At 50.8% G+C, this 12,817-nt stretch carries 13 protein-coding genes and 2 pseudogenes; 14 read left to right on the top strand and 1 reads right to left on the bottom strand.

The genetic code is table 11. The features are described from left to right. Positions 1–111: 111 nt before the first annotated feature. Positions 112–459, bottom strand: coding sequence for a cysteine-rich VLP domain-containing protein (locus tag NQ490_RS15375; RefSeq protein WP_455432114.1), 348 nt, complete (start codon positions 457–459; stop codon positions 112–114). A gap of 443 nt (positions 460–902) precedes the next feature. Here NQ490_RS15375 and NQ490_RS15370 point away from each other — a divergent pair, with 443 nt between their 5' ends. From NQ490_RS15370 to NQ490_RS15305, 14 genes and pseudogenes are all read left to right on the top strand, one after another. After that, the gene (locus tag NQ490_RS15370; protein WP_055194841.1) at positions 903–1,232 is read left to right on the top strand and encodes a hypothetical protein; all 330 of its coding nucleotides are present in this window, start codon (positions 903–905) and stop codon (positions 1,230–1,232) included. 37 nt (positions 1,233–1,269) lie between these two features. After that, positions 1,270–2,070, top strand: coding sequence for a helix-turn-helix domain-containing protein (locus NQ490_RS15365; protein ID WP_007046252.1), 801 nt, complete (start codon positions 1,270–1,272; stop codon positions 2,068–2,070). A gap of 33 nt (positions 2,071–2,103) precedes the next feature. After that, positions 2,104–2,589, top strand: a complete 486-nt coding sequence (locus NQ490_RS15360) for a YfbM family protein (protein WP_040917536.1) — start codon at positions 2,104–2,106, stop codon at positions 2,587–2,589. Between the two features lie 194 nt (positions 2,590–2,783). Next, on the top strand, positions 2,784–3,062 hold the full coding sequence (locus NQ490_RS15355) for a hypothetical protein (RefSeq protein ID WP_040917537.1): 279 nt from the start codon (positions 2,784–2,786) through the stop codon (positions 3,060–3,062). Positions 3,063–3,479: 417 nt separating this feature from the next. Continuing rightward, positions 3,480–3,960: pseudogene (tnpA, locus tag NQ490_RS15350) on the top strand (IS200/IS605 family transposase). Positions 3,961–4,303: 343 nt separating this feature from the next. After that, complete coding sequence (locus NQ490_RS15345; protein ID WP_007046255.1) at positions 4,304–5,305, top strand: NADP-dependent oxidoreductase; 1,002 nt, start codon at positions 4,304–4,306, stop codon at positions 5,303–5,305. A gap of 13 nt (positions 5,306–5,318) precedes the next feature. Further along, positions 5,319–6,167, top strand: a complete 849-nt coding sequence (locus NQ490_RS15340) for a nitroreductase family protein (protein WP_040917539.1) — start codon at positions 5,319–5,321, stop codon at positions 6,165–6,167. A gap of 18 nt (positions 6,168–6,185) precedes the next feature. After that, entirely contained in the window at positions 6,186–6,962 is a 777-nt protein-coding gene (locus tag NQ490_RS15335) for a 4Fe-4S binding protein (RefSeq protein WP_007046257.1), read from the top strand. A gap of 214 nt (positions 6,963–7,176) precedes the next feature. Continuing rightward, complete coding sequence (locus tag NQ490_RS15330; protein WP_007046259.1) at positions 7,177–8,436, top strand: hypothetical protein; 1,260 nt, start codon at positions 7,177–7,179, stop codon at positions 8,434–8,436. A 340-nt stretch (positions 8,437–8,776) separates the two neighbouring features. Then, positions 8,777–9,235 (top strand): flavodoxin family protein, encoded by a 459-nt coding sequence (locus NQ490_RS15325; RefSeq protein WP_007046261.1) that lies wholly within the window; start codon positions 8,777–8,779, stop codon positions 9,233–9,235. Positions 9,236–9,355: 120 nt separating this feature from the next. After that, entirely contained in the window at positions 9,356–10,045 is a 690-nt protein-coding gene (locus NQ490_RS15320) for a flavodoxin (protein ID WP_007046262.1), read from the top strand. A 22-nt stretch (positions 10,046–10,067) separates the two neighbouring features. After that, positions 10,068–10,778: a DUF4405 domain-containing protein gene (locus NQ490_RS15315; protein ID WP_040917541.1), complete on the top strand. Its 711-nt coding sequence runs from the start codon at positions 10,068–10,070 to the stop codon at positions 10,776–10,778. A 58-nt stretch (positions 10,779–10,836) separates the two neighbouring features. Next, positions 10,837–11,385: a flavin reductase family protein gene (locus tag NQ490_RS15310; protein WP_007046264.1), complete on the top strand. Its 549-nt coding sequence runs from the start codon at positions 10,837–10,839 to the stop codon at positions 11,383–11,385. Positions 11,386–11,663: 278 nt separating this feature from the next. Then, a pseudogene (locus NQ490_RS15305) lies at positions 11,664–12,693 on the top strand (aldo/keto reductase). Positions 12,694–12,817 lie beyond the last annotated feature (124 nt).

The raw sequence follows: 12,817 nt of genomic DNA, 5'->3' as shown, positions 1-12,817 counted from the left end.
ATCGTGTTTTGTGGACGGTTAGGACGGTGTTTCCGGGGGAGGGCGATACTTGATACGACTTCCCCCGGTTTCGCACTCTGGAAGCCTTGTAAATCAAGGACTTTTCAGCCCCTAACTGTCCACAGCAGACCTCCTTTTCCGTTCACTTTCTGTTTTCTGCCGCCTGTGAACTCTGGCGGCGCAGTCGGGACAGTATTTTCCCCGGTTGGACTTTGGGACGAACACTCTGCCGCAGACCGCACAGCGTTTTAGCTCCTTATCCCGGAAAATCTCTGCTTCCAGCATTCCGATTTGCGGCAAGACCGACCAGCGGAACCATTTACAGCAGACCGAGAAAGAAATCATCTGTGGGCAAGTGCAGGTGTCCCCATCGTCAAGAGCGATACAGTCCCCGTCCTCACAGTTACAGCACTCCCGGCGTATTAAGGCGTTGGCTTGTTTCCGCTGTGCCGGGGTCATGCGGTAGTGCGTGCCGTCCGGCCTGCGCTCCAACGGTGGCAAGTCTTTGTATGGGTTATTTCTCATGCGTCCCTCCGTTTGTTTTCCGTTGCCGTTCTCCCCGAAAAGGCTTCCTGCCCCATTCCTGCGGCGTGTTCCGGCGTTGGCGCGCTCCCCACAGCTTCGGGACAACTTGTCCCGAAGTGACCTCTGGACAAAGTGTCCAGAAGTTGGCTCCTTGCGGCGCTTCCCCAGCCAGGGTATTCCTTTTCGGACGGTCATTTTGTTTTCAATGCGCTGTTCATCGATGAACTATCTCAAGTCTACACTTTTTTGACCGCCTGTGCCGTATATCCGAAAGGTGGGAAATCGGTCTAAAAAACAGGCTATTTCCACGCTCTCGGAATTGTGGTAAAATAATTAAATACAGGGGGACAAACCGAAAGTGGGAGGAGAAACGCTACATGAAAACATATCAGGTAAGTTTGAACGGCAGACAATACAGTATGCTTGAAAAAATGTTATGTTCATTTAGGGCTAGCCAATTAGCAAAGAACCAATGTATAAACGGATATGAATTGTTTTCAGATATGATTGATGACATATCTTCGCCTGTAACAGATGGATGGAGTACATATGAAATTGTACTGAAAGAGTCTGTTGATAAATTGACTTTATTAAGGTCTATAACAAAAGTGGTATTCCCAGAAGATGAAGATTATTTTGTAAGGCAAATTGGGAAAAATTTTCAATGTGAAAAAGACTTTGGATTTCAGATTTCTTTGAACTTTTGAAATTCCTATTTATCGAGCAGACAAGGGGAGGGAGCGCATGGAACTGTCCATACAGGAACGCCTAAAAGACCTGCGTGTAGAGCGTGGGCTGACGCTGGAGCAGCTTGAAGAACAGGTAAATCTCTCCAAGTCTGCACTGGGTAGTTATGAAGCAAAGGACTTCAAGGACATCAGCCACTATGCCATTATCAAGCTGGCAAAGTTTTACGGCGTGACCGCCGATTACCTGCTGGGGCTGTCCGAAACAAGAAATCACCCAAACGCCGATCTTGCAGACCTGTGTTTGAGCGATGATATGATTGAACTATTGAAAAGTGGGCGGGTGGATAATTCCCTCTTGTGTGAGCTGGCGGCGCACCCTGATTTTCCCCGGCTGATGGCAGACCTTGAAATCTATGTGAACGGCGTGGCGGGAAAACAGGTACAGAGTGCAAACGCCATTGTGGACGCTGTAAGCGCAACCATTATGAAGCAGCACAATCCCGGCTTGACCGACCCACAGTTAAGACAGCTTATCGCCGCCCATATTGATGATGACAGCTTTTGCCGCTATGTGATACAGCAGGACATAAACAAGATAGCTCTTGACCTGCGGGAAGCGCATAAGGACGATTTTTTCAGCGTCCCGGAGGACAACCCGCTGGAAGATTTTTTACAGACCGCAGATGAAGTCGCCAGCGAGGGCAGCGACCCGGAGCAAGCGGCTTTGGCGTTTATCTGTAAGCGGCTCAAATTGAATTTGAAGAAGTTGTCCGAAGAAGAAAAGAAGTGGCTGAAAAAGATTGCACAGAAGTCGGACTTGCTGAAAAATCCGAACCCACAGCGGGGACGGAAGTAGAGAACAAGACAGTAAAATATGGAGGAAAAATACATGGGAATGATTGCAAATTATCAGTCAACTACTGACACTGAATTAGAAAAATTTATGTGCCTTGATGATGTGGAAGAAGCGCAGGAAAATGAGAACTTGGAAATTTGTGATATAGATAAAATGTGGGACGCACTTCATTTCTTGCTGACAGGAAAATCTGCCAGCGAACCGATTGAAGATAATTTAATCAGTGAAGCGATTGTAGGACAGTTTAATATTTCTGGGGAAGAAATCTTTATATCTGGAACGAAAACCGATAGAGTAAAAGAAATTGCAAAAGCGTTGCAGGAACTTAATTTTGAAACATATATTGATAAATTTGATATGCGTGCGTTTCGCCAAAATGGTATTTACCCCGATATTTGGGGATATGAAGATGAAGCAGATTTAATTAAAGATGATTTAAGAAATTCATTTGAAAATTTGAAAAAGTTTTATGAAAAAATGGCAGAGCAAGAAAGAGCCGTATTAGTGTCAATTTGCTAATTATCTAAATCTACCTGTTGAAAAAATAGCAAAGCCAGCCGAGCCAGTCAACGGTCAAGATGAACGGCGCATAAATGCGCCGCCGTTGACAGCCTCGCCCGTCTTTGCTGATGGGTAATCAAGGCGGGAAAGCCCTAAAATGGCTTTCCCGCCCATTTCAAAATTTAGAAAATTTGGTTATGGAGGGAGTTGCAATGTGTGACTACTGTCATAATATTCAGAAATGGAAGAGATTTAACGCACCGAAAGATTATCTGGCGTGTATCGAATACATCCAACAGCTTGTGACAAATGGCGGTTTTGAACTGCTTGAGGAAGAATCCACTTGCCCGTTGAATCAGGTAAAGACCGAAGATGGATGGGCGGATGAAATTATGGTTCACATGGTACGGTGCAAACACTGTGGACAAGTCTTTACCTGTGTTGTCAACACTTATCGTGGTAGTGGTTCTTTCAAAAAGGGTAACGGTTGACAAGTACGCTTGCTTATCAAAATGGTTCGGGACATTTTGTCCCGTAGTCCGGCGTGGGACGAGGGACGGGGGCTTTCATATCCGCCCTGTCTGCTGATGAAACCAGTCCTGCGCTTGCGGCTTCACGCCACGCAATCACAGCCCTGTTTTCCTGCTGCTTCAAATGCCCTTGCCCTCCCCGGCGGCAACCTCATTTTCGCAGCAACGCCGACAGAGCGTATAACACACTACACTTTGCAAGCAAAGTCGTGTGCCAAAGGGAAAGCCCCTTTGGAAACCCCGGACAACAAAACAGGCTGAATATCTCGCACTTCCCCGGTGCTTGATATTCAGCCTTTATTTGTTGTCAGCAGCCCCCGTTTCGTGGTCTGCGTGTAGTTCCTTGTAAACTGACCTAATTGGAATTGCAAATATCATATAGTGCTGGTGCCAAAAGATCGGAGAAAAGTAATATACACGAAGCAGCGCAAAGATATAGGGAAGATACTGAGAATAGCGCAAAGATATAGGGAAGATACTGAGAATGCTTTGCGAATACAAATATGTGGAAATGATCGGGGCCCATACAATACCGGATCACATCCATATGCTGGTATCGATTCCACCCAAATTGGCAGTAGCAGATTTTGTAGGATATTTTAAGGGAAAAAGTACACTTATGATATTCGAAAAGCGCGCAAACATAAAGTACAAATACGGACGCCGTGTATTTTGGAGTAAGGGGTATTACGTCAATACAGTGGGAGGGCAGGAAGCAGCAATAAAACATTATATTCTGGATCAAGAGATGAATGACCAGATGGGGGACCAGTTGAGCTTCAGAGAATACGAAGATCCATTCAGAAATGTAGCAGACTTTGACGATGACGATTCGCAAGAGAACTCCAACAGAAAGTAAAATAAGCAGGTAAAAAAGCGACGCCAAGTGCGGTTGGCGTCGCTTATTGTGCGTCTTTAGACGCGGCTGGCATTGCGGCTCCTATGGGGCCATTGTTCCAACCCCACGTTGAACGTGGGGTTATAATTAATGGGTAAACAGCCACGACATCATGCTATGGATAACTCCGGTTAGGAAGGCTTGTTGTGAGTATGTGACGAAGCAAGGTTTTCTCTATGTGTAACTATTGACATTACATCTGGAGTATGCTACACTGACTCGTTTTAATTGTATTCGTTACATCTGATGCCGTTCCGATTCTCATAAATAAGCAAGAGAATTTCCTGACAGAAAGAGGTTTTCCATGAAAGCAATCCAGATTGAGCGCTATGCCAAAACCATCCATACCGTTCTGCGCGATGTGCCCGTCCCGGCAATTTCCGATTCCGAAGTGTTGATCCGGGTCAAGGCGGCGGCGGTCAACCCCGTGGATCTTCTGATTCTGACAGGGAGTGTCAAACTGATTCAAGGATACTCCATGCCCCTGACTCTGGGCAATGAGTGCGCTGGAATTGTGGGGCAGGTGGGAAACAAAGTACTCGGATTTCAGAAGGGAGATCAAGTCTATGCCCGGCTGCCCATCCACAAAATCGGTGCCTTCGCGGAATATGTGGCCGTGGACCAGAAAGCAATCGCCAAAATGCCCGCGGGGTACGATTTCGCCACGGCAGCCGCTGTCCCGCTGACTGGTCTGACTGCCTGGCAGGCAATCACCGAAGAACTGGAAGCAAAGCCCGGACAAAAAATCCTGATCCCCGGCGGGTCAGGTAGTTTCGGTCAGATGGCCGTTCCTCTAGCCAAAGCTCTGGGGCTGCACGTCACGGTTACGGGCAACGCACGGTCGAAGGAATCGTTTATGGCCATGGGTGTGGACCGCTATCTGGACTACAAGCAGGAAAATTACTGGGAGCAGCTGTCCGGCCTGGACGGGGTGATCGATACGCTGGGCCCGGCGGAGTTTGAACATGAGCTGTCGGTGCTGAAACAAGGCGGACGCCTGGTCAGCCTGCGCACCGGACCCAACAGGGCTTTCGCCGAGGCTAGGCAGTTTCCCGGCTGGAAAAAACAGCTCTTCGCCTTGGCAGGCCGAAAATACGACAAGACCGCCCAAAAGCAGGGGAAAGAATACCGGTTTGTCTTTGTCCGTTCTGACGGTGCACAGCTCCGGGAAATTACCAAGGTCGTGGAACAGCAGCAGATACACCCGGCTGTGGATGATCGTGTCTTTACCCTGGAGGAGGCGAACGAGGCACTACAGTTGGTGGCAAAAGGACCGCTCCACGGTAAAGTGATGATTGAGATGTAAAGGAGGCAGACCGGTGAAACGATCCATTCCCGTTGTGAAGACCATTCAGAAGCGGCACAGTGTGCGCACCTATGAGGAACGGGCTCTTTCCCCACAGGACCGGGCTGCCCTGGTGGCCTTCATGGAGCGGCTGGACAATCCCTTCGGCGTTCCGGTTCACGAATATATCCTCGACAGGAAGGTGGATACTGCAGGGGAAAAACTGGGCACTTATGGCGTGATCAAGGGGGCCAGCACCTTTCTGGGGGTTTCTGTCCCCAAAAACGAGCTGGCGCCGCTGGCTGCCGGATATGAATTTGAAAATCTGTTGTTGTATGCTACCCATCTGGGGTTGGGCACGGTGTGGCTGGCCGCTACCTTTCAGCGGGAGCATTTCGCGGCTTCCATGGGGATTTCCAAGGAGGAACTCTTCCCGGCCATCTCGCCGGTAGGTTATCCCGCCGCCAAACGCAGCCTGGCGGAAACCCTCATGCGCGCCACCATGAAATCCTCGGTTCGCAAACCCTGGGAAGAATTGTTCTTTCAGGAGGATTTCCACACCCCGCTCACCACCGCCGAGGCGGGCCTCTACGCCCAACCGCTGGAAATGGTGCGGTTGGCACCGTCTGCCACCAACGCGCAGCCCTGGCGGGTATGCAAAGCCGGGGACCTGTATCATTTCTATGCGTCGTATAAGCCCGGACTTGCAGAGCCGGAACAACTGATCAAGCAGGTGGACCTGGGCATTGCACTGTCCCACTTCCATCAGACAGCTCTGGAACTGGGGCTTGCCGGCGCTTTTGTATCCGTACCCCAGGCGAACAGGGACCTTCCCGATACCATGCATTACATCCTGTCCTGGAAAGCCGGAAAAGAAATCTGAAGAAGGAGGATTTTTGCGATGAAACTCTATAAGATGAAACTCTATAACATCGTGTTCAGTCCCACGGGAGGGACACAGAAGGTGGCGGTCTTGCTGACAAAGGCACTGGCCGGGGAAGCAGCCGCCATTGACCTCACGGACAGCAAACAGGATTTTTCCGCCATTCGCCTGACGCAGGAGGATGTAGCACTCATAGCGGTGCCGTCCTACGGCGGTCGTGTTCCGGCAGTGGCCGTGGAACGGCTGACAGCGATGCACGGCCAGGGCGCGCGGGCGGTGCTGGTCTGCGTGTATGGCAACCGCGCTTATGAGGATACCCTGGTGGAGCTGGAAGATGCAGCCCAAAAAGCCGGTTTCCGGGTGATTGCCGCCGTGGCGGCGGTGGCGGAACACTCCATCGCCCGGCAGTTTGCCGCCGGCCGGCCCGATGCACAGGATGCAGCACAGCTTGCCGCTTTTGGCGAAAAAATCCAGGCAAAACTTTCTGCAGACGACTTGTCGGAACCGGACCTTCCAGGCAACCGTCCCTACAAAAAAGCCGGAGGTGCCGGCATGGTGCCCAAGGCCACCAAGGCGTGCAACCGCTGCGGTGTTTGTGCCGCGGAATGTCCGGTACAGGCCATCCATAAGGAGGATCCCACAAAGGTGGATGAAAAGGCATGTATCTCCTGCATGCGTTGTGTCGCCGTATGCCCGCAGGGGGCCCGAAGAGTTAATCCGCTTCTGCTGTCGGCGGCGGGCCTGATGCTGAAAAAGGTGTGCTCCGAGCGCAAGGACTGTGAACTGTTTCTTTGAGCGGAAAGGCGGCAAGACGTCGTCCGAAACAGACGTAGAAGGGCGGCAGCGGGAGTTTTGCCTGCCCACCTACGCTGATAAAGCTACCATTGAATCCGGCTGATCCGGCCAAAGAAAGACCACCTTCCGCATAGCGATGCTGTATTGCGTCGCTGCATAATTCGCTCCCTGTTGTCTATAATACGGATGGAAAAACAACAGGGAGGAACAGGGTATGAATCCTTTTGAAGAGAAGCCATCTCGGAAAGCGGGGGAGTTCCAGAGCTGGAAAAGCCTGTACCCCAAAGCTTACTGCAAGGACGAGACCGATGCCTATACCAAAGTTCGCATCATCCTGATGACCGGGGCAGAGTATGAGGCGGTATGGTTCGGTCATCAGTTCCACCGCCACTGCACGGACAACGATCTGCGCCGGGAACTGGCGGTGGCCCGGCGGCAGGAGCAGCAGCAACAACATCAGCTTGCCTACCTGAAGCCTGCCGACGAGACCCAGCTGGAGACCACCATCACCTACGAACAGCTGGCGGTGGACCTGACCGCTATTCTGGCCCAACGGGATCCAGACCCTTATGTGGTGAAGGCCCTGAACTTTGCTCTGTTGGAGGACTTTGACCACCTATACCGGTATGCGGACCTGTTGGAAATGGAGCAGGGCATTCAGGCAGAGCGCCTGGTGGGCGGCTACACCGAAATCATGCCCGGGCGGCCTACCATCGCCCATCACCGCCATCCCGTGGACAGCGTTCGCCGGGCCTGCAATTTCAAGAAGGCGGATCTGCTCACCATGCTGGATACCTGCATTATCACCGCTGCCGAACAGCAGACCATGAACTACTATATGAACCTGGGGGCCTTTTACCCCAACGATCTGGGCCGCCGACTGTACCAGGAAATCGGCATGGTGGAGGAAGAGCACGTCACTCAGTACGGGGCTCTCATGGATCCCAGCTGCACCTGGCTGGAAAATCTGCTGCTCCACGAGTACAATGAGTGTTACCTGTACTGGTCCTGCTTTGAGACCGAGACCGACGACCATGTGAAAAAGATATGGGAACGGTATTTTGACATGGAAGTGGGGCACCTGCACAAAGCGGCCAAGCTGCTACAAAAGTATGAGGACAAGGAGTGGCAGGAAGTGCTGCCCCAGGGAGAGTTCCCGGAATTACTCCGGTTCGAGCCCCAGATAGACTATGTACGCAAGGTGCTGAAAAACACGGTGGAGCTCACCGCCGGCGGGGAAGACTATCTGCCTGTTGATCAGATTGCTCCGGATTCTCCCTTCTTCCGGTACCAGGAGGCGGTCAACAAGGGTGGCCCCGAGGCGGTGCCCAGCCACAAAATCATTTGGTCCTACCAGGAGAAAAATGGGGAAGACTACCGCTACCAGACCAAAAAGCACCCCGTCCCCGCCCTGGCGGACCGGACTGCCGACAACACCCAGCTGGGCCGGATGCCCGAAACTGCCAAGAATTGACCCAACAACCGATTCCACTTTTCAAAAGCCCAGGCTACGGCCTGGGCTTTTTGCTGCCTGTGCGGTCTTTCTGCAAAATACAGGGCCAGAGGATTTTTTGGCAGCTGAAATTTTTGTGGAACCTGCAGAATAATATTCAAATTATTTAGGTAAATTTTTTGTAATCTTCCAAAAATTGATCACAATTCAATAATTTGTACATTTGTTAAAGGACATTTGCGGTTTTGTGTGGTATACTCAACGGTAGCGCCTCGAAAAAAAGGCGCAAGATTGAGAAAAAATGAACAGATGGTCAAACAGACAATTGGGTACACGGTATGATACATTCAGGAGGAAACAGATGATTACCTACGAGAATACCAAAACAGTGTATGACCTGGTAGAAAATGCGGGAAAGGAATACAGCGACAAAGTCTTCCTGCGGTATGAAGGGCCCTGCATCCAAAAGGACGATGTGGAGTCCATTCGCCCTAAAATCCTGGACGCTGATATGATGGTGTTTGTGACGCCGCTGTATTATTATGGCATGTCTGCCCAGCTGAAAGCGATGATCGACCGTTTTTGTGCTTTCAACAGTTCCATCCAGCAGAAAGGAATGAAATCTGCACTTCTTACCGCAGCCTGGAATGCGGATAGCTGGACGTTTGAAGCGCTGGAGGCCCATTATAAGACTTTGGTGCGTTATCTGAATCTGGAGGATATGGGTATGGTATTAGGGTATGGGTGTGGAACACCGTCCACAACGAAGCTCTCCTCCTATCCCCAGCAGGCCTATGAGTTGGGGAAGCGACTGCCGTGATTCTGTAGGAGTGATTCCGTGCCATGTTTCTTCGGGTCGGACCGTTGACCGCCGGAATTCAAAAGCAAGGCGGAGAAAACCTGTGTTGCCTTTGAGTCTGGTAGGAAAGGAGAGAATCTTATGAAAAAAACACTGTCTGTTTTGTTTGCTGTGTTGCTAATGGTTTCACTCGTTGCCTGTGGGGAGCAAAATACCGGTTCCGAGGAAAATTCCGCTTCACAAGCTCCGGCCGTTTCTGCGTCGCTTTCTTCGGCTCCAGCGGAAGAGCCTGCATCCGACGCGATCCCGGAATCTGCTCACGATGCGGCCTCCTCTGAATCGGTGAAGCCCGGCGGTACGCTGGTGGCGTATTTCTCCTGGTCTGGCAATACCCGCAGGATGGCGGAACTCATTGCACAGGAAACCGGCGGAAACCTCTTTGAGATTGCAACGGCGGTGCCTTACACCGATGATTATAACGAACTTTTGGATATTGCTCAGCAGGAGCAAAGCGAAGAGGCTCGTCCCGAACTGAACGGGCAGGTGGAAAACTGGGACAGCTACGATACGGTTTTTGTAGGCTATCCTAACTGGTGGAGTGATGCCCCTATGGCGGTCTACACCTTTCTGGAATCGTACGATTTTACCGGCAAAACGCTGATTCCATTCAATACCAGCGCCAGCGGCGGTTTCGGCAGAAGTCTGGCTGGTATGGAGGAGAGTGCAGTCGGTGCAACGATGCTGGAAGGCCTGGCTCTTACAGAAAGTGAGCTGGAGGATGAACAGGCCCACATCACTTCGTGGCTGGAGGAGTTGGCGTTGAACAGGTAAACCAAGAAAGGAGGGCAAGATTGTGAAACCAAAAGCACATATAAAAATGCTTGTGGATGCGTTGATGAGCCTGGCGTTGCTTTTTTTGATGGGATATCAGTTTTGGGGAAATCTTGCCCACGAATGGGTGGGGGCAGCCATGTTTGTCCTCTTTATCGTTCATCACATCCTCAATTGGAATTGGTATAAGACGCTTTTCAGCGGCCCCTGCACCCTGTTTCGCATGGCGCAGATTCTTTTGGATTTTGCCGTGTTGTCCGCTATGATTTGCCTGATGATCAGTGGAATCCTGCTGTCCAACCATGTTTTTGCCTTTTTACATCTTCAGGGGGGAACTGCGATGGCGCGATTGCTTCATATGGCGTCTTCTTACTGGGGATTTGTCGTCATGGCACTGCATCTTGGAATGCATTGGGACATTTTCATCGGTGTTGCAAGAAAAGAGCTCCGGATAGGGAAAGCATCCCCGAAACGCAGTGCGGTGCTACGCCTGATGAGTGCGTCCATTGCCCTTTACGGCCTTACGGTTTTTGCAAAACGAAATCTGTTGACCTATATGTTGGTACAGACACAATTCGTTTTTCTGGATTTCGAGGAGCCTGTGCCACTGTTTTATCTGGATTATCTTGCCATGGCGGGATCCTGCATGTTTCTTTCCCACTACGGCGGCCACCTGCTGAGGAAAATGCGCCTAGATCCTACCAGACAAACCGGGAAAGAGCGCCCCTCATAAATCGGTACAGCAGTAAGTGGAAGCAATATAAAACATATGAATCGGGAGGATTCTTACTATGAAGAAACAAATTGGAAATGCGCTGGCTCTTTATCCTACACCGCTGGTCGTGGTGGGAACGATGGTGCATGGAAAACCGAATTGGGCTCTGGTGGGGCATGTAGGGATCATTGGCCATGATCGTGTTATGGTCAGCCTGGCAAAACTGCATTACACCAATCAGGGAATCAAAGAAACGGGAAAGTTATCCATAAATATCGTGGATGAACTTCTGTTGGCCAAGGCGGACCGGGCAGGCTGCATCAGCGGGGCCAAGGCGGACAAGTCCCAACTCTTTGACTGCACTGTGGACGATGCCGGAGTACCGATGATTGCTCAGGCTCCGGTGGTCATGGAATGCGAGGTGGTGGATACTTATGTAACGGAAGGCTTTGAGTCTTTTATCTGCAAGGTTGAACGAACCTATGCGGAAGAAAACATTTTGACAGAAACCGGAAAAATCAACTACCATCTTCTCAAGCCGGTTCTGTTTGAGATGCCAACCTACGAATATTTGGCCACAGGAGATGTCCTGGGCAAATGTATGTCGTTTGGCAAGCTGGACTAAATGTTATATAAATCCCTGCAAGAAAACTTTGTTTTTATAGTAAGCACGAGGATCATACGAGGAACTTGGGTAAAGTATCTGCTGTGCAGCGGTAAGCCTTGATCATTTCCTGCTCCGGCGTCACGCACCAAATTTCCCGCGCATTCCAGTCTGACGCGGTGCGGATGGGTGTGATCGGAAGTTGGGGGAAATCTTGAACCCGTGGATTGAAAAACAGCAATCCTCCATAAGCAAGTTGGTTGAAATCCGGCTTGACAATCTGAAAAGAGGGCAATGATATGCAATACACAAAACTGGGAAATTCGGATTTGAATGTCTCCCGTATTTGTATGGGCTGTATGGGTTTTGGAGATGCCAAACGTGGTCAGCACAGTTGGACGCTGGACGAGAGGCATTCCCGTGAAATCATCAGGCATGGCCTGGAACTGGGAATCAATCATTGCATATCAGAGCGGTACCAGTGAACAGTATGTGGGCAGAGCCCTGCGTGCTTTTGCCCGGCGGGAGGATGTGGTATTGGCCACTAAGTTCCTGCCCCGTACGCAGGAAGAGATTCAGAATGGCATTTCGGGGCAGCAACATATTGAGCGAATGGTCAATACCAGCCTGAAAAATCTGGGAATGGATCATATCGATCTGTATATTTACCATATGTGGGATTACCAAACGCCGCTCTATGACATTATGGACGGTCTGAACCGTGTGGTGAAGGCAGGAAAAGTTCGATATATTGGTATCTCTAATTGTTTTGCCTACCAGTTGGCCAAGGCCAATGCGTTGGCGGAAAAAGAGGGCTTTGCCAAATTCATTTCTGTTCAAGGGCATTACAACCTGATTTTCCGAGAGGAAGAGCGGGAGATGGCCAAGCTCTGCGCCGAGGACAATATCGCCATGACGCCCTACAGCGCTCTGGCCGGCGGGCGGCTTTCCAAGCATCCTGGCGAAACGTCCAGACGTCTGGAAGAGGACAGTTACGCCAAGTTCAAATATGATGCCACGGCACAGCAGGATGGTGTCATTATCCGTCGGGTGGCAGAGCTGGCGAAAAAAAGGGGCGCGACCATGACGGAAATCTCTCTGGCATGGCTGCTGACCAAGGTGACAGCCCCTGTTGTGGGCGCCACCAAGTTCCACCATGTGGAAGGGGCTGCCAAAGCGACGGGGCTCATTCTGACGCCGGAAGAAGTCGGATATCTGGAAGAAGCCTATCTGCCGCATAATCTGGTGGGTGTGATGGCTCAGAACACCGCAACGGCAGCAAAAGATGCGCATGTATGGTCAACGGGCAACCAGAAGATCGAAAAGTAAACAACATTCTGCCTCCGGCTTAGGAAGGCCGAAACGATAAAAAGCCTTGCGGAGAAAGAAAATCTCTCACCGCAAGGCCTTTCGTTTTCTGTGAGGGTTACGCCTCAGGGGAAGTAATCAAACG

It is taken from the genome of Subdoligranulum variabile (genome assembly GCF_025152575.1).
Taxonomy (GTDB): Bacteria; Bacillota; Clostridia; order Oscillospirales; family Ruminococcaceae; genus Gemmiger; species Gemmiger variabilis.
The sequence above is the reverse complement of the archived record's forward strand: the minus strand, read 5'-3'. Positions and strand labels throughout refer to the sequence as shown.